Raw genomic sequence first — 16,804 nt, 5'->3', positions numbered from 1 at the left:
CGCCACAACTTCACACAACACAAACGATTGTGTGCTTGGGATTTTGCCTGTAGCGTCCCGACACAGCACCGCCAGTCATCCTCCACAGGGCAAAGACGCCCACCACCTAGAGAGCGAGAGCGTTGATGAACAATCCCAACGCGGCCCGCAAGGCCTCCAAGCGAGGCCCAGCGATCAACAGGCCATTCAATCCCAATTTCCGCTACACCATTTTCATGTTGGTCGTGATCATCACGGTCATCAACTATGTGGACCGTGGAGCCATCTCCTACGCCGCCAACCCCATGATTGAAGAGTTTGGCCTGGACAAGGTGGCCTGGGGCCAGGTCCTGGGTTACTTCGGCTACGGGTACATGGTCGGCGCCCTGATCGGCGGCATCCTGGCGGATCGCAAGGGCCCGCGTTGGGTCTGGATCTGGGCCGTGTCGCTATGGTCCATCTTTGAGGTCGGCATGGCGTTCGCCGGAGACATCGGCATCGCCCTCTTCGGCGGCTCAGCGCTGGTCGGCTTTGCGGTCTTCCGCATCCTCTTCGGAGTAGCAGAGGGCCCCACCTTCTCCACTATTAACCGCACCATGGCCAACTGGGCCACGGTCCGCGAGCGCGGCTTTGCTGCCTCACTCGGCCTGCTTGGCACCCCCCTTGGCGCCATGCTTGCGGCGCCCATCGCCGTGTTCCTCCTGACCGCCACCGGTAGCTGGCGTTGGATGTTCATCATCCTCGGCGTGGTGGGACTGATCTGGCTGTTCTTCTGGTTGCGCTATTTCACCGACCGCCCAGAGAACAACCCCCGCGTTTCTCCGGAAGAACTGGCCGTCATTCGCAACACGGATGACATGCTCGCCGACGAGCGCAGCGTGTCCACGGAAGACGAGAAGCTGCCCTGGTGGGCCTTCTTCAAGAGCCGCACCCTGGTCCTGAACGCCATTGGATACTTCGCCTTCCAGTACGTGAACTTCATGATTCTGACCTGGACACCCAAGTACCTGCAGGACAACTTTGGCTTCAACCTTGGCTCCTTGTGGTACCTCGGCATGATCCCCTGGATTGGCGCCTGCTTCACCGTCCTCCTCGGCGGCCGGATTTCAGATTGGCTGCGCCGCAAGACCGGCAGCCTCTGGATTGCCCGCAGCGGTTTTGCCGCCGGATCCCTGTTGCTGACGACCATCTGCTTCTGCCTCATCCCCACCGTGGACACCGTCTGGGCGGTGCTGCTGATCATGACCATCGGCAACGCCTTGAACTCGCTGCCCAACGCCGTGTACTGGATCGTCATCATCGATACGGCACCCACCCGCGCCGGAACCTACGGCGGCATCAGCCACTTCATCACCAACATCGCCACGATCGTGGCGCCCACGCTGACCGGGTTCCTGGTGATGCTGCACGGCTACAACTCCATGTTCATCGCCACCGCTGTGGCGACGGCCATTGGCATGCTGGCCATGATCTTTGTGCGGCCCGGCATCCGTACCAAGCGTGCCAAGACCGAGACCGCCGCATGAGCAGCGAACCCTCGCTAGCCGGCGTCGGGCCTTTTGGGGGCACCTCCCTCGCGGAGGTGGGCGCGCGGCTGCGGAACCGGGAGATTTCCGCCGAGGAACTCACCGAACAGGCGCTTGCCTCGGCGCACCTGCATAACCCGTCGCTCAACTGTTTTGTCACCATTGACGACGAGGGTGCCCTGCGGGCGGCGAGACAGGCCGACCGTGAACTGGAGGCGGGCCTGGACCGAGGCCCGCTCCATGGGATGCCCGTGGGGGTCAAGGACATGATTGCCACGTCCGGCCTCAGGACCACCATGGGGTCGCGGCACTTCAGCGATCATGTCCCGGTCATTGACGCGGATGTGGTGACGTCGCTGCGGCAATCCGGTGCTGTGGTCCTCGGGAAGACGCAGACGCACGAATTTGCCTACGGTCCAACCAGTGACCGAGCGGCCACTGGGCCTGCGCGGAATCCGCACGATACGCAGCGCATGACGGGCGGCTCGAGCGGGGGCTCCGGTGCCGCGGTGGCCGCCGGCATAGTGCCGGTGGCCTTGGGGACGGACACGGGCGGCTCCGCCCGGGTCCCGGCAGCGCTGTGCGGAACAGTCGGGATGCGCCCCACCCAAGGGGCGCTCCCCTCGCGGGGCGCGTTCCCCCTCTCCCCCACGATGGACGTAGTGGGGCCGCTGGCGGGCAGCGTCGCAGACCTGGCCGCGTCCTGGTGGGCGCTCTCCGCCGGCTCCGACCTAGCCGGGGCCAGGCTTCCGCGCTGGAAGGAATGGGCGGCCCGGCCGCCTGTGGAGGTGGCCGCCGTTCGGATAGCCTCCGTGGACAGCGCGCTCACGCAGCGCGCTGGCCAGCGATCCCGCGCGGCAGCCGGCCTGGCGCTGAACGCCCTGGGGCAGTCCGGGGCAGCGTCCCGGGTTGTGGGCCTGCCAGAGATTGACCAGAGCGCACGCCTCTACGGGCTGATTCAATCGGGTGAGGCGTACGCCATTCATGCGCAGCGGGTCAGCGAGCATCCGGAGCTCTTTGAACCGGAGGTGCTTGAACGCCTTACCGCCGCGTCTGAAGTGAGCGGCTGGGAGTACGTGAGAGCTCTCGAGGAGCGCCTCAAGCTCAGGGCGAGCGTGCTGGAAAGATTGACCACGACCGACATCTTGGTGATGCCGACCGTGCCGATCGAGGCACCCTTGGTGGACCAGCGCGAGCTGAGCGGCGAGGGAGAGTGGAGCGGCGTGCGTGAGGCGCTCCTGTCCATGACCCTTCCGTGGAGCCTGCTGGGCTTCCCCGCCCTCTCCGTCCCGGTTCCGTCTACCGACTCGCACCTGCCGGACTCCGTCCAGCTCATTGCCAAGCCAGGGCAGGAACGCCTCCTCATGGACGTGGCGGCGGCGCTCGAATCCCAGTTGCGAGCAGGCTGACGCACGTCACCCGCACGCCCAGAACGGACACGTATCAGGCCAGGCGGCCAGTCACAGGTGACTGGCCGCCGCGGCACTACGTGTCCGTTCTGTGCGCGGTGAACGTGAGCGGCGACTACGCCGCGATTCCTGCCCACTCCCGGCGCAGCAAGCCGTAGACCCACGAATCTGACACGTCACCGTTCACGATGCAGTCTTCGCGCAGCGTGCCCTCTAGGACGAACCCCAGCTTTTCAAGGACCCGAGCCGACGCCGCGTTACGGGTATCTGCCTCCGACTGCACCCTGTTGAGGTCAAGCGTGGCAAAGGCCCAGCCCAGCAACGCGCGGGCCGCCTCTGTCGCATGACCCCGGCCCCACGAGGCTTGGGTGAAACAGAAACCAAGCCCAGCGCTGCGAAAATCCGGATTCCAGTCATAGAACGTGCACCAGCCGAGGAAGCTCCCGTCGGCAACGCGCTCCACCGCCACCCGCACGCCGTCGCCCGCTTGCGCCATTTTCTGACAACCAGCCATGAACCGAGCCACGGATTCACGCTCCGTCCACGGCGGGGAATCCCAGTATCGCGCCACTTCGGGGTCGCTCTGGAGAGCAAAAAGTGCGTCACCGTCGGCGTCACAGAAGGGCCGCAAGCGCAGGCGCTCGGTGTCTAGGGTCGGTGTCTCGAGGAACATGACCTCATGGTCGCACGCCGCCGGCCACGCGCGGAAAGGCGAGTGTGCGCCTCGTTGAACTCACCGGCCAAAAAACTGATCGGCGTTCTTGTGGTCCTTCTTCTTAAAACTGTGGTTATACGTGTCCGGCCGTCAAGGCGCGCCCCTCAGTGGCCAACCACGCCCTGGAACTCCACCATCACCTGAATCGCGGCAATCGTCTCGCGCTTCTTCAGATTCTCAACCTTCTCCGGTCCACCCAAGGACAGCAACGGCACAAAGGTAAAGGACTCCCCATACGGCAACTCCCCATGTGCCGCAATGGCCTTCGGAAAGATGTCCCAATTCAACGTCCTTGACAGGTACCAGTCCGTACCCCTGCCCAGCATCCGCAGGATAGCGCTCAACGTGCTGTTAAGACCCGAGATGCCGTCCTCACGGTACTTGATCCCGACAAATCCAGAATGGCTGGGCTCCCATGTGATCAGGTCAGCCAACCCCGTCACCAAAATCGGGATCGCAACCCCATCACCCTGCGTCTTACCAAGACAGTCCGCCAACTCCGCCTCATACACAGCCGGATTGATCACCCGCAAAAAGCCCTCGGCAAAAGTCCCATACCCGTACTTCTCCCACAGCTGGATCACCTCATCGGGAACGCGCCCCCTGTAGGCCTCAATGACCTCAGGCTCAACCGGCCCGTGAGACACAAAATCCGAGATCTCAATCATGACCCGGATGCTACCTGATCGACTTGGCGAAGAATCAACGGCACTCCTCATCCCTCGACCGCGACCCAGCGCCTTGTTGCGCGCTGAGCGCCGAACTGGACCACGCGTCGTCGAGCAACTCAGCCCTCAGCGCCGCGGCGCTAGTGGGCGGCCGGAGGGGGCGGGGTGCTTTGGCTTTGGCGGAGGTTGGCCGCGACGCACACGAAGAACGGGATGAAGAGAAGGAGGATTGCTCCTGCGAGGACCGTCGAAGAGGGGTGGAAGGAAAACGCGACGGACACCGCGGTGTACGTCAGGAGATTGACGAACAGCATGGTCTGGTTGGCCCAACCCCACATGAGTTGCGCACGCACGCCCCGAGATTCAGACCAGAGATCCAGCTGGGCCCGGGTCCACCCGGAGATCAGGGCTCCGCCCATCCCAGCGACGAAGAACCCCAGGTAGGCGCCCACGGGCCCCGCCACCATCCACGCCGCCAAACCACCGGCGTACATCACCACCGCCCATCTTGGCCCAATGAACGGTTCGTCGCGGACGCTGGAGAGGATCAACACCAGTAGTCCGCCCAGCCCAAAACAGGAGAGGATCCAGCCAAACTCGGCCTGCGTTACCCCAAGCACGTCGAAGCTGAACGGGGTCTCCATCCCGTTGAGCAGCGCCCCGACCAGGAGCAAAAGCACCCAGGTGGCCAGCACCGGATCCTTCAAGACAAAGCGACCGCCGCTGCCCGGGCCAAACAGGAGGGACCTCGGTGAAGGGAGGGAGGACCACGGGCTACGCGGCGCCGGAGGCTCTACTGGCTGGCCGGCTTGGGAGCCCTGATCCGCCCCAGCCTGTGCCGCCTCCGGCGAGCGGATCTGTTGACGTGCCAGCATGATGACAGCCACCAGGGCGTACGTCGCCGCGTTGACGGCAAAGAGCCAGCCGGGGCCCACAGTGCTGAGCAGCAGGCCGCCGAGCGCCGGGGCGATCACGATGGCGATGGAGCCCGCCGCCCCCACACCGGTCATGGTGGAGCGCCGCTGCTCCTGCGGGACGGACCCGGCGATGAGCGACATGTAGAGAGGCGACAGGATGGCCTTGAGGAGCATGGACAGAGCCACGTAGGCCAGCACCGAGGCAAAAAGGGTATGCGTCAGTGCCAGGGCTGCGGTCATCGCGCTCAACACGAGATGGCCCCACACCCAGTACTTCCGAGCCGCTCTGCTCGGGATCCGGTCGCTGACGCTGCGCGCCGCCAAGAGCGCCGGCACCGTCTGAACCAAGAACACGACGGCGCTGGCGGCAGAACCGTACGCCTGCTGGACGTACATGATGATCGCCAGGAAGGAGAGCCACGCCACCAACGGCGCCGTTGAGCATCTGGCCCACCGCTCAAGCGGTGCCAGCATCATGCGCGCCAGGCTGGTCATGTCCCAGCACATGGTCACGGATGGCAGGCACGACGACGCCCCACAACTGAGGGGGCGGCGCCTCATGGCCCATGCCATGGATCCGTAGCAGCGTGGCGTTCGGAATCATGGCGGCGAGCGCCTCGCCATGGGGCAAAGGGAAGAACGGATCCGCGTCGCTGTGAATGACCAGGGTCGGGGCGGCGATCAGCGAGGGGTCCGTGAGTGCGGTGGCCTCGGGGGAATCGCCATCCGGTACGCCGCTGCCCGCAAGGAAATGGTTGCTCATCGCGGATTCCATGCTGGTGGTGCGCTCGCATTCGACCGTGGCAATGGCGCGGACCCGGAACTCGTCAAAGCCAAGCGAACCCGCGTACGGGCGCTCCGCCGCGACCCGGTAGTCGATAACCTCCTGGGTGTCTGCCCAGTCCGCAACCGAGGGGAGGTCGCGTTCAGCGGCGACCAAGGCGGCGCAAGGCGCTGGAAGTTGAGCCGTCTCCCCGCCGATCGGCGACGACTCGATCAGGGTGAGGGTGCGCACGCGCCGAGGGTAGCGAAGGCCCAGGAGCTGGGCCAGGCCGCCGCCCATCGACAGGCCCACCACATGTGCCGAGCCGATGCCCAGCGCGTCAAGGATCCTGATCGGATCCTGCGCCAGGTCGGCGTCCGAGTAGTCCGGGCTGCCGGGAGGGCTCGCGCTCGACTGGCCGGTATCGCGCTGGTCAAACCGGATGACCCGCAGCCCTTGCTCGGCAAGCAGGCCGCAGAAATCCGGGGTCCACCAGTCCATGGACTGGGTGGCGCCGGCCAAGAGCAGGACGGCCGGGGAAGATTTGTCGCCACATTCATCGACGGCCAACGAGACGCTGTCGAACTCGAGGACTCTCACCCCTCCACCATGCGCGGCATGGCCCGCCCCGTCAACGGTCGGGGTGGGCAGGTGCTCACGCTGACGCTGACGCGGCCGAGCCTGCCTTGGTCTCTCCTTGGCGGCCGATGTTGCCCGGATGGTTGGGTCTCACAGCGCGGGCAGCGCCGCGGTACTTCGCTCCGCTGAGCGTGGGAGCCGACCAAACGGCGTCGAACAATGACTTTTATGGGCGCCTAAAGGCGCCTTTTCAGCCCGACGTGGGTGGTCGCGTATCCGAGCCGCGTGTAGAAGTCTCGCGCGCGTTCGCGCGCATTGTCGGCGCTCACCTGCACCATCTGCGCCCCACGGGCACGGCCAAAATCATGCGCCCATTCCAGCATCGCGGAGCCCAGGCCCTGCGACCGGTCCGGCGCCGCAACGCGCAGTCCATCGATCTGCAGACGGGAGGAGCCGCCCTGGGAAAGACCCGGAATGATCGTCAACTGCATGGTGGCGACGATGCGGTCATCGCTGTCCCGGACCACCCCCAGGTAGTTGGAATGCTCGCGCGCAACCGCGCTGAAGGCCGCCTGGTATGCGCCCAGCCCGGCACTTGTGTGGTCCGCGCCAAACTCATCTTCAGAGACCAACGCCGCGATCGCCCCGACGTCCTCGCGGGTGGCCCGATCAAGCCGGAACCTCCGGCCCGCCACGCGCAGCAACCCCCGCACCGAGGAACGCGCATCCGCCTGCAACCGAGCGACCAACAGATCAAGCCAACCGCCCACGTTCGCGCGGGCCTCAACTGTGTCCGGATAACGGCACCTCAGATGCAGCCCGGTCTCGTCCAGGATGAACCACAACATGACACCGTCGGTGGCGATGGCCGCGCTGACGTAGGAGGCATCCAGGCCCACGGAGTCGATGCGGACCGGCAGCCTGCGCAGATCCAGCCAGGAGATCGCAAACATGCCCGGCGCCACGGGCATGCCGCCCCAAGGAGCCAGCACGTCCGCGAGCGGCCACGAACCGAGCTGCACGGCCTCCTTCACCGCGGCGGCAGCGGCCGCCGGCTCGGCGAGCGCCGACTCGAGCACAGAATTGGTGATGAACCAGCCCACGGAGTCATGCCAGTTGTGATCAAAACGGCTGTGCACGGGGAAGACGGCGCGCAGCGGGGTTCCGGCCAGCTCGCGCGTCACGGCGGTCATCGCGACGACGGCGAGTGCGAGGGTAGAGACCCCGTCGCTGCGGGCCTGCGCCGCAAAGTCTGCCGCGTCATCAACATCGAAGACATCGCGGACCTCGACGCGTTCTGGCTGGAGTTCGGGAGCGCCAAGTGGCAGCGGAAACTGCGGCATGACGCCGCCGCTGTCGCGGAGGATGGCCTCCCAGCGTTGGTGCACGCGCTCCGGCGCCGGCTCCCACTCCAGCAACGCCTGGGTGTGTTCGGCAAAGGTGGGCACGGAGCCGGGCAACAGCTCGCGGCCCGCCGCTTCTTCGTTCAGGGCCGCCAGGAGATCACGAGCAATCACCAACATGGACCACATATCCACATGAGAGTGGTCCGCTGCGATGACGACGGTGAGCCCGGCGGCGGTCTCGAGGACACACAGCCGATGCGCGGGCTGCTGATAAGGCGAGCAGGCCGCATCGAGAACGCGCCGCACGGCCTCATTGACCGCCTGGCCCGGTGCCACCTGATGCTCAACCCAACCGCCGGGACCCAGCGAAAGGTCGTGGAGTTGCGGTCCCCCGTCCTTGCCGGGGACGAAGGCCGAGCGCAGCGTGCCGTGACGGGCGATGACGGCCAGCCAGGCCTTGGCCAACGCCTCACGCGGCGTGGGCGTTGGCAGCTGAAAAGACAGCCCCATCCAGGAACCCGGACGCTCGCCGGCACCCACGTGCAGCCGCTGGTCAAAGGACACCGGCAGCTGGCGGCCCAGCGCGCCCACGCTCACGTCGTAGCCCCACAGGCGTCCGAACGGCAGGCGAAGGTGCGAGACATTGGTCAGTCGCATGGCCGAAGCCTAGCGCCGCAGATAGTCTGAACGGTTAACACCGTCGCAAGAGTTTCTGGGGCCCGTCACGAGTCAGCCGCAGATTCGTAATTCAAGGAGAAACCCGATGCCACCCTTCGAGGTCCCCGGCGCCGAACTTGCGGTCGCGTGGAGCGATGAAGGCGGCCATCCGGTGGTCCAGTTGCACGGCCTCACATCCAGCCGCGCGCGGGATCGGGTGCTGCATCTTGACCTCGGTCGCGGGCTGAGCGGGACCCGCCTGCTGCGGTACGACGCCCGTGGGCACGGCCGCTCGACGGGGCGGAACGTCCCGGAGGATTATCGATGGACGGGCCTGGCCGATGACCTTCTGCGACTGCTGGATCACTGGTTCCCGGGCGAACGGGTCCACGGCGTTGGCCCGTCCATGGGGGCGGCCACGCTGCTGCATGCCGCCTCCCGTGAGCCCAGCCGTTTCAGCGGGCTCACGCTGATGTTGCCTCCCACCGCATGGGAAACCCGCACTTCGCAGGCCGTGAATTATCGCGCCGCCGCAGAGCTGATCGAGTCCCATGGCGTCGAGGCGTTCATCGCTGCGGCGCAGGCCGCTCCCCCGCCACCCGCGACCGTGGGCCGCCCGCACACTGTGCCCGACGTCGTCGAGCACTTGCTGCCTTCCTTGTTCCGAGGCGCTGCGCTCAGCGATCTGCCGGACCCTGCGGCCGTGGCGCGGATCGACATTCCGACCACTATTTTGGCGTGGATCGATGACCCGAGCCACCCGCTGTCCACCGCGGAAGCACTTGCCGCGCTGCTGCCGCAGGCGACGCTGCACGTGGCGCGCACGCCTGCGGAGGTGGAGACCTGGCCAGGCATCCTGAGGCGGGATGTGGGCCGGAGTTGACCTCCACGAGGCGCGTGGCCTCGCGGGTTAATCGAACGTCAGCCGGCGACTAGATCGGGGCGCGAGGGCAGGTCCGCGTTGGTGAAGGCTGAGGCCGGGGCGTCCATCCCCCACGCGTACATCGCATCAAGCACGGGCCGCAGCTGCCACCCCAACTCGGTGAGCTCATACTCCACGCGCGGCGGGATCTCCGGGTACGCGGTGCGAGTCACGATGCCGCGCGCTTCGAAGAGGCGCAGGCGGTTGGTGAGGGTGTGGGCGCTGATGCCGTCCAGTGCCTCCCGCAGCTCGCCAAAGCGCTGGCGGCCATGCATGAGTTCGCGCACAATCAGCGTGGCCCACGGACCGTCGAACAGCATCAGGAAGCGGGCAACGCCGCAGTCGGGAATATCGGGATCACTCACAACTTGAAGAATACCCCATTAGTGCAGTTGACGTAACCGGTGCACTGCATGCACTAATAGGGGCATGACTTACATCGTGCATGGCGCAACCGGCGCCCAAGGTTCCCCCGTCCTCTCCGCTCTCACCGCCGCAGGCAAGCAGGCCGTCGCCGCCGTGCGCACGCCCGCCGGCCTGCCCGACGGCGTCACCTCCGTGGCCGTCGACCTCGCCGACGCCAAGGCACTCACCGCCGCATACACCGGCGCGGACGGCGTGTTCGTCCACCTGCCGATGGGCGGCGCCGAGAGCGCACCCGCCTACGTCGAGGCAATTACGGCAGCTGTGGCCGCCGCCCGTCCGGGTCGCGTCGTCATCTCCACCAGCGGGCAGATCGTCGACCAGCCCGGCACCGCCCTGCAGGCACCCGATGAGAGCCCCATCGCGACCCTGATCCGCAACATCACCGAAACCGGCGTCTCCACCGCCGTGGTCGCCCCGCGCCTGTACCTGGAGAACCTGCTGCTTCCCATGGTCGCCGGCCCCGCGCAGGAAGAAGGCGTGCTGCGCTACCCCCTGCCCGAGTCCTTCCCCGTGTCGTGGAGCTCGCACCTGGACGTCGCCGACGTCGTCGTTAAGCTCCTCACCGACACCACCGTGACCGGAACGGTGGCCATCGGCCACCTCCCCGGACTGACCGGCCCCGACCTCGCCAAGGGATTCACCGAGCAGCTGGGCCGTGAAGTCCAGTTCCAGGCCATCACCCCGGACCAGTTTGGCGAGCTGATCCAGCCGCTGTTTGGTGCAGAGGCATCCGCCCCCGTCGTCGGGCTCTACCAGGCCCTGAATGCACAGGAGGGCAACGTCATCGCCGAAAGCAACAGCGCCCAGACGCTGCTTGGCCTGAACCCCCGGACAGTGAGCGCATGGCTCAGTGAAGTGCTGTCCGCCTGACCGGTGATGCGAACGGCGCCCTGGGCGGTAAACGGACCCTCCACCTGGGGCGTCCCGCTCTGATCGCCCCCTGTTCCGCCTTGGCCCCCGCACAAGCGCGCGAATAGCCAGCCACAAGAGAAGCCCACCTGCCTTTGGGGCAGGTGGGCTTCTTTTGTGGCTGGCTGCGGTACCGGGTTGGCCCGGAGAGCAGAACCAAAAGTTGATCCGGAAAGCTGCTAGACGTTGAACCGGAGCTGCACCGCGCCGCCGCAGATGCCAACCTTTGGGCGGGACGTGCACCACGTCCGTGACCGCATGCTTCTCAAAACTTCGAGGCTGCAGAGACCGTCAGGTTGTGCCTGTTACTCGAAGGGCAGGCAGCGGTTTCACCATGATCAAACAGGGTGTGCCTTCACCCCAGAGCTCGGTCTCCTCCAGCGACAGAAAACCCCACCGCTCGTAGAAGTGACGAGTGCGCGCGTATCCGGGATCTGGGTGTGAGGCTCCGAGGGTCTTCACCTGCAGCAGCCGCACCCCACGGCGCACCGCATCGTCTTCGACAGCCCTGAGCATTGCCGTGCCGACGCCGGTCCCGTGCACTGACCGGTCGACAACGGTGAGGTGCACCTCGGCGACATGCACAAAGTGGCGATCGATCAGCGTGACACCGACGACCCTTCCCGCGCTGTCACGGACCGTCCATGTCTCCTTGGAGCGAGCTGCTTCGATGTACTCCTCGTTGGATTCCGGCTGCGCGAACCACTCGGGGACCGTGGTGAGCAACCTCGCGACGTCGTCAGGTACCTGTCGGTCGAGCTCAGCGATCCATGCTGCGCTGCTCATGCAACCACTAGCGGCGTGATCGCCGCGACCCTATCCCGCAGAGCCCGACGTTCAAGTCGCATTCGTGGTTTGACTGCAGATTCGCCCACCGGCATCAGTCTCGGTGGCGCTCGGGTTGAGCGCGACGGAGTAGCTCCGTTTGCTGTTGCATGAGCGAACGAACGCCCACAAGAGCGAGTCCGGCGATGAGGAATGCGACGCCAAGGCACAGCAGGATCGCGCCGAACCATGCCATGAGCATTGCATCCCCTTCCGCTGATATCTCAGTCACGTACGGTCGCATCGCCACCGTTATGAAGGCTCCGGCCGCGATAAGGAACGGCGCAAAAAACAGCATCCAGATAACGCCCCTCGGCGCACGAAGACGAGTAGTCGGCGTGACGGTGTCGCCGTGTGACGGTGAGTTGGTCATCTGCACACCCTATCGCTCGTCCCGAGGCAGATTCCCCACGGAACGGACGTCCGTTGTTGAAGCGGAACTCCGCCACGTTCTGTCACGGAATAGCCTCTGCGCCACCTCGCGTTGGTCGTTGCCGATTGAGGACGGCTGTGGCTCTCGTCTTGCCACGCCGGGCAACCACTCAGCCGGCCGCTGAAATGCGTTGCACGAAATCGTTGGCCCAGGCGACGGCCTCTTCCACGGTCGGCAACACGTCCAAGTCTTCTGCGGCATCAGCGTAGAGGGTGTCCCACTGCTCGCCCACGACGATGGGCGGCGGCCAAGCCTGTTGCCGCCGGTAGTCGAAGAGCCGGACGCACGTCGCCGCGACCTGCCCGAGGTCGAGGTCCTCACCCTTGTCAAGAAGTTGGAGGTCGGCCAGGTCGCGAGCACGTTCACTGCTCTCACCGGAGACAGCGTGGAGCTTCTGCGCGACCTGGTGATCTGCGCGCATCACCGGTACCGGCCCCGGAGATTCGAGGCCGACCTCGGTGAAGAGCCCGGCCAAGTCGTCGGCGAGTTGGAACTCTGGCTCGTCGGCGTCGCCTATCTCGTTGTGACCAAGTTCGAACTTCACCGTGCACCACGACCTACCGAGATAATCGAGCTTCACGTCGAAGGGCTGCATGACGTACGCCGTCGGAACAGCCGGCGGCCGGGGCGCGGACCTCTCGACCAAGCGGCCGGTGAAACCAGCCCAACCTTCTGCCAGAGTCTCCTCGAAGTCGCTCCGGAATCGGGCGAGCGTCTGAACTCGCGCGGCATCGAGGTCTTGGGTAAACCGCGTCCCCCGCCCATAGCGCAACGCCATCGCGCTGCCACCCTTGATCACTCCCCCAGGGAGCATCTGACCAACTACGACCAGCGCCATGCTCACCCTGCGACGCTGGGCCAATCCGTCGTCACCTTCGAGGTTACGGATGCGCTGCTCCAACGAGCGCACACTCGCGGGAGCGCCGGCGTAGCTCACCGCCGAACGCCCTTTGTCACTCGCTGCCATTCGGCGGTCGTGAGCAATCCTTGAACTCGAGCTTGCTTGGCGGCTACCAGGAGACGTTCGGGCTCGATACCTCCACGGCACTCAAGCAGGGCATCGGCGACAGTCTGCGACTCGAGTCCCTCGTAGAGCGTCGTACATGCATCGTCCGCTACCTGCGTCAACTCGATGAACGCTGGCAATTTCGAGCGGGCGCGTCTACAAACGGCCACCTTGATCTGTCGAGGGTTCACGTCGGCGAGTCCAAACAAGGCCAACACCGACTCCCCATGGAGGTATGCACCCTCGCCAACCCGCAGGAGCGCTTCGGCGAACTGGTCGTATCGAGTAGGAGGAACATCCGGTACGCGGTACAGTCCGTACGCGATATTCTTCAAACCGCCTCGGGCAGCCAGCTTAGGGAGCTCAACGGCAGGAACGCCAGCCTCAGCTGCATCTCTCGTGGCGACATAGCCATAGTGATCGAGCGCTATCTCGCGAATGACATCCCGGTACTTCATTTCGGTGGCCATGTCACAACTATACCGAAAACGGTAGTGTTGTGACGAGCTACCTGAGGCGTGACTGGACGATCAGACGCTGAACCGGCACGCTACTAGACGTTAAAGCGGAACTCCACCACGTCGCTGCAGATGGCAACCTCTAGCGCGGACATCCACACGCGCTGCGAGCGCGCCGATGAACTGTCAACTGCCGCGGAAGGCATCGTCGCCGAGTGCGATCGGGAGCATAGGATTCTTCTGTGAACGAGCCTGATCAAAACTGAGCGATGCGCGGTTGTCACCATCGCCCAGTTCCGCAGAGGGCTCCTTCCTCCGCGATACGACCCAGACGGCTTGACTGATGAGATGAGAGCTTCCAGATATGGCACGGAAAACAGCCGAGGAAAAGGCCGATGAGCAGCGACGGTACGCCCTCGCTCGCGTGGCAGAGGAAGAAGCGGACTTCGAACCGTTCTTCTCCGACCCCAATCAGGCTATCCGCGCTGTTGCCGCGGGGAATCCGGCGGCAACAGTCCTCGTCCTCGACCGGTTTGCCTTCGACCGGTTCTGGGGCGTCCAGGTCGCGGTAGTGCTGCATCGGAATGTCGCCCGCGAGACACTCCTTCGCCTCGTCGCGGGCAACCCGAAGAGTCGTGGCGTCGTCTATTCGGAGGCGAGAAAGAGGCTAGAGACCGACGGTGTTCTGTTTGACAACGATGGCTTCGCCATCGATTCCTGACCAGCGTCATCGCAGGGCTCCGACGAGCCGACCTCGGTGACATCCGGCCCGAGGGTCCGGTCACTCACACGTTGAAGCGGAACTCCACCACGTCGCCGTCGCGCATGATGTACTCCTTGCCCTCCATGCGGGCCTTGCCCGCCTCGCGGGCCGCCTTCACAGAGCCCAGCTCCACCAGGTCGTCGTAGCCAATGACCTCGACCTTGATGAACCCGCGCTGGAAGTCGGTGTGGATCACACCGGCCGCCTCGGGGGCAGTGGCACCGCGCTTGATGGTCCAGGCGCGCGTCTCCTTGGGCCCGGCGGTGAGGTAGGACTGCAGGCCGAGGGTCTCGTACCCGGCCTTGGCCAGCTTCTCCAGGCCGGACTTCTCGTAGCCGGCCTCGTGCAGCATTTCCTCTGCCTCGTCCTCGTCCAGCTCCACGAGCTCGGCCTCAAACTGCGCGTCAAGGAACACTGCGGTGGCCGGGGCCACGGACTCCGTCAGGCGCGTCTTCAGGGCCTCATCCGCGAGCGTCTCGTCATCCAGATTGAAGACGTAAATGAAGGGCTTGGCGGTCAGGAGCTGAAGGGGCTTGATGAGCTCCAGATCCAGCTTGTCCGTGACGGTGGCGCTGAAGAGCGTGCGGCCGTCCTCAAGGATGGTCAGCGCCTTGGCGACCTCGTCCACGTAAGACTTGTCCAGCTTCTTGTTAGAAAGCTCCTTCTGCAGGCGCGGAAGGGCCTTCTCTACCGTCTGCATATCCGCCAGCACCAGCTCAGTGGTGATGGTGTCAATGTCATCATCCGGGTCAACTTTGCCGTTCACGTGAATCACGTCAGGGTCGGCAAAGCCGCGCGTCACCTGGCAAATTGCGTCCGCCTCGCGGATGTTGGCCAGGAACTGGTTGCCCAGCCCCTCCCCCTCAGACGCGCCCTTGACGATTCCGGCGATGTCCACAAAGGACACACTCGCGGGAATGGTCTTGTCGGAGCTGAAGAGCCCCGCGAGCACCTTGAGGCGCTCATCCGGCAGCGGGACCACACCGACGTTGGGCTCGATCGTAGCGAACGGGTAGTTCGCCGCGAGCACCTGCGCACGGGTCAGGGCATTGAACATGGTGGACTTGCCAACGTTGGGCAGTCCGACGATTCCGATAGTAAGAGCCACGAGACACCATCCTACCGGTGCTTGGAGCACTCTGTCGGGGCACGGTGGCACTCTGAGGACATGACTTTCGCGACGGTGCTGTGGGCCGTGTTGTTATTGGTGGTTGGCGCGGGGCTTGGCGTGCTTGGCACGCTGCAGTGGGGTCCCCGGCGCGACGACGCCGGGTTGCGTTCAGCGCTCGACGACGCCGCTGACGCGCGGGCTCAGGCGGCGGGCGCCCTTGCCCGGGCCCAGGTGCTTGAGAGCGGGCTCGTGACGGATGAGGCCAGGCGCACCCGGGATGAGGCGGTGCTTCGCGCGCTTGCGCCGGTGTCCGAGCGGCTGGAACGCATGCAAAAGACCGTCACCGTGTTGGAGCGGGACCGCGTGGATCAGTACTCGCAGCTCTCGGAACAGCTGGAGCGTGCGGCCCACATGGACGCGGAGCTCCTGCGCACCACCTCGTCCCTGGCCGGATCGTTGAGGGATTCAAGCCGGCGTGGCGCCTGGGGCGAGGTGCAGCTGCGCCGTGTGGTGGAGGCCGCCGGGATGCTGCGCCACGTGGACTTTGATGAGCAAGTAGCCGCCGGGTCGGGACGCCCCGACCTGGTGGTGTGGCTCCCCGGAGGCAAGTCGGTCGCGGTGGATGCCAAGGTTCCGCTGGATAAGTTGTTGCAGGCCCATCGCGTGGGAACAGAGGACACTGCGCAGGCGGCCCGCGAACGGGCGGGCCTCCTGGCCGAGCATGCCAAGGCGCTGCGCGGGCATGTGATGGCCCTGGGTGATCGTCGCTACCAGGATTCGTTGCCGGGCTCCCCCGAGTTGGTGGTCTGCTTTGTGCCGTCCGAGTCGGTGCTGGCGGACGCGTTGCAAGCAGACGGATCCTTACTAGACGATGCGTTCACGCGCGGCGTGGTGCTGGCCTCCCCAGGGACGTTGCTGGCCATCCTGAAGGGGCTGGCCGTGTCCTGGCGGCAGGAACTCGTGACACAGAATGCCCGCGAACTCCTGAGCGAGGCCCAAGAACTGCACCGCCGGCTCGGAACGCTCTCCGGCCACCTGGACAAGCTCGGTTCGTCCCTACGCGGCACGGTGGAGGGCTACAACCGCTTTGTGGGAGCCCTGCAATCCCGCGTTCTTCCCAGCGTGCGGCGCATCGGCGAGCTGGATCCGGGGCTCCCGGACACGGCGGCGGTGCCCTTCGACGCGGCGTCGCCCATCGAGGCGGCCCCGCGCCCGGTCCCGGCGGAACTCACGGACCAGGACGCCCCCGGTATGGACTCGGGATCCCCGGCCCGCTAGCCACCTCGCCTTCAGGCGAAAATGCCACCTCATACGACACATGCCGTCTTCCACGACGGCATGTGTCGTATGAGGTGGCACTCAGCTGGCCCACCGGGTTCGCTCCCGCCGCCG

17 protein-coding genes are annotated in these 16,804 nt (G+C 65.5%); 6 read left to right on the top strand and 11 right to left on the bottom strand.

Annotated elements, in window-relative coordinates:
• Positions 1–215: 215 nt before the first annotated feature.
• Complete coding sequence (locus DWQ67_RS01500; RefSeq protein ID WP_199712566.1) at positions 216–1,505, top strand: MFS transporter; 1,290 nt, start codon at positions 216–218, stop codon at positions 1,503–1,505.
• Positions 1,502–2,914: an amidase gene (locus tag DWQ67_RS01495; RefSeq protein WP_121483810.1), complete on the top strand. Its 1,413-nt coding sequence runs from the start codon at positions 1,502–1,504 to the stop codon at positions 2,912–2,914. The genes DWQ67_RS01500 and DWQ67_RS01495 overlap by 4 nt, the downstream gene beginning before the upstream one ends.
• A 115-nt stretch (positions 2,915–3,029) precedes the next feature.
• On the opposite strand, the gene DWQ67_RS01490 is transcribed toward DWQ67_RS01495, so the two are convergent.
• The 5 genes from DWQ67_RS01490 to DWQ67_RS01470 all read right to left on the bottom strand — a co-directional run bounded on the left by DWQ67_RS01490 (position 3,030) and on the right by DWQ67_RS01470 (position 8,559).
• A complete protein-coding gene (locus DWQ67_RS01490) occupies positions 3,030–3,587 on the bottom strand; it encodes a GNAT family N-acetyltransferase (RefSeq protein WP_121483809.1) in 558 nt (185 codons plus the stop codon).
• 146 nt (positions 3,588–3,733) lie between these two features.
• Positions 3,734–4,297, bottom strand: coding sequence for a T6SS immunity protein Tdi1 domain-containing protein (locus DWQ67_RS01485; RefSeq protein ID WP_121483808.1), 564 nt, complete (start codon positions 4,295–4,297; stop codon positions 3,734–3,736).
• 140 nt (positions 4,298–4,437) lie between these two features.
• On the bottom strand, positions 4,438–5,709 hold the full coding sequence (locus DWQ67_RS01480) for an MFS transporter (RefSeq protein WP_158595321.1): 1,272 nt from the start codon (positions 5,707–5,709) through the stop codon (positions 4,438–4,440).
• A complete protein-coding gene (locus DWQ67_RS01475; RefSeq protein ID WP_121484221.1) occupies positions 5,672–6,577 on the bottom strand; it encodes an alpha/beta fold hydrolase in 906 nt (301 codons plus the stop codon). The genes DWQ67_RS01480 and DWQ67_RS01475 overlap by 38 nt, the downstream gene beginning before the upstream one ends.
• 215 nt (positions 6,578–6,792) lie before the next feature.
• Positions 6,793–8,559: a GNAT family N-acetyltransferase gene (locus DWQ67_RS01470; RefSeq protein ID WP_121483806.1), complete on the bottom strand. Its 1,767-nt coding sequence runs from the start codon at positions 8,557–8,559 to the stop codon at positions 6,793–6,795.
• Positions 8,560–8,665: 106 nt separating this feature from the next.
• Between DWQ67_RS01470 and DWQ67_RS01465 the strand changes: the two genes are divergently transcribed.
• Positions 8,666–9,442: an alpha/beta fold hydrolase gene (locus DWQ67_RS01465; protein WP_121483805.1), complete on the top strand. Its 777-nt coding sequence runs from the start codon at positions 8,666–8,668 to the stop codon at positions 9,440–9,442.
• A 38-nt stretch (positions 9,443–9,480) separates the two neighbouring features.
• Here DWQ67_RS01465 and DWQ67_RS01460 read toward each other — a convergent pair whose 3' ends face one another.
• Positions 9,481–9,846, bottom strand: coding sequence for a winged helix-turn-helix transcriptional regulator (locus DWQ67_RS01460; protein WP_233555858.1), 366 nt, complete (start codon positions 9,844–9,846; stop codon positions 9,481–9,483).
• 64 nt (positions 9,847–9,910) lie between these two features.
• Between DWQ67_RS01460 and DWQ67_RS01455 the strand changes: the two genes are divergently transcribed.
• Entirely contained in the window at positions 9,911–10,777 is an 867-nt protein-coding gene (locus DWQ67_RS01455; protein WP_121483804.1) for an NmrA family NAD(P)-binding protein, read from the top strand.
• Positions 10,778–11,107: 330 nt separating this feature from the next.
• On the opposite strand, the gene DWQ67_RS01450 is transcribed toward DWQ67_RS01455, so the two are convergent.
• The 4 genes from DWQ67_RS01450 to DWQ67_RS01435 form a co-directional block, all read right to left on the bottom strand.
• Positions 11,108–11,602 carry a GNAT family N-acetyltransferase gene (locus DWQ67_RS01450; RefSeq protein ID WP_121483803.1) on the bottom strand — a complete coding sequence of 165 codons (495 nt, stop codon included), beginning with the start codon at positions 11,600–11,602 and terminating at the stop codon, positions 11,108–11,110.
• Between the two features lie 94 nt (positions 11,603–11,696).
• On the bottom strand, positions 11,697–12,014 hold the full coding sequence (locus tag DWQ67_RS01445; RefSeq protein WP_147433577.1) for a hypothetical protein: 318 nt from the start codon (positions 12,012–12,014) through the stop codon (positions 11,697–11,699).
• 169 nt (positions 12,015–12,183) lie between these two features.
• Positions 12,184–12,975, bottom strand: a complete 792-nt coding sequence (locus DWQ67_RS01440) for a nucleotidyl transferase AbiEii/AbiGii toxin family protein (protein WP_199712564.1) — start codon at positions 12,973–12,975, stop codon at positions 12,184–12,186.
• A 32-nt stretch (positions 12,976–13,007) separates the two neighbouring features.
• Positions 13,008–13,550 (bottom strand): hypothetical protein, encoded by a 543-nt coding sequence (locus DWQ67_RS01435; RefSeq protein WP_121483800.1) that lies wholly within the window; start codon positions 13,548–13,550, stop codon positions 13,008–13,010.
• A 352-nt stretch (positions 13,551–13,902) separates the two neighbouring features.
• Between DWQ67_RS01435 and DWQ67_RS01430 the strand changes: the two genes are divergently transcribed.
• Positions 13,903–14,259: a hypothetical protein gene (locus DWQ67_RS01430; RefSeq protein WP_121483799.1), complete on the top strand. Its 357-nt coding sequence runs from the start codon at positions 13,903–13,905 to the stop codon at positions 14,257–14,259.
• A 64-nt stretch (positions 14,260–14,323) separates the two neighbouring features.
• Here DWQ67_RS01430 and ychF read toward each other — a convergent pair whose 3' ends face one another.
• On the bottom strand, positions 14,324–15,409 hold the full coding sequence (gene ychF / locus DWQ67_RS01425) for a redox-regulated ATPase YchF (RefSeq protein WP_121483798.1): 1,086 nt from the start codon (positions 15,407–15,409) through the stop codon (positions 14,324–14,326).
• A gap of 60 nt (positions 15,410–15,469) precedes the next feature.
• Between ychF and DWQ67_RS01420 the strand changes: the two genes are divergently transcribed.
• Positions 15,470–16,690: a DNA recombination protein RmuC gene (locus tag DWQ67_RS01420; RefSeq protein WP_121483797.1), complete on the top strand. Its 1,221-nt coding sequence runs from the start codon at positions 15,470–15,472 to the stop codon at positions 16,688–16,690.
• Positions 16,691–16,804: the final 114 nt, after the last annotated feature.

The organism is Galactobacter caseinivorans, from assembly GCF_003640665.1.
In the GTDB taxonomy this organism is placed as follows: domain Bacteria; phylum Actinomycetota; class Actinomycetes; order Actinomycetales; family Micrococcaceae; genus Galactobacter; species Galactobacter caseinivorans.
The sequence above is the reverse complement of the archived record's forward strand: the minus strand, read 5'-3'. Positions and strand labels throughout refer to the sequence as shown.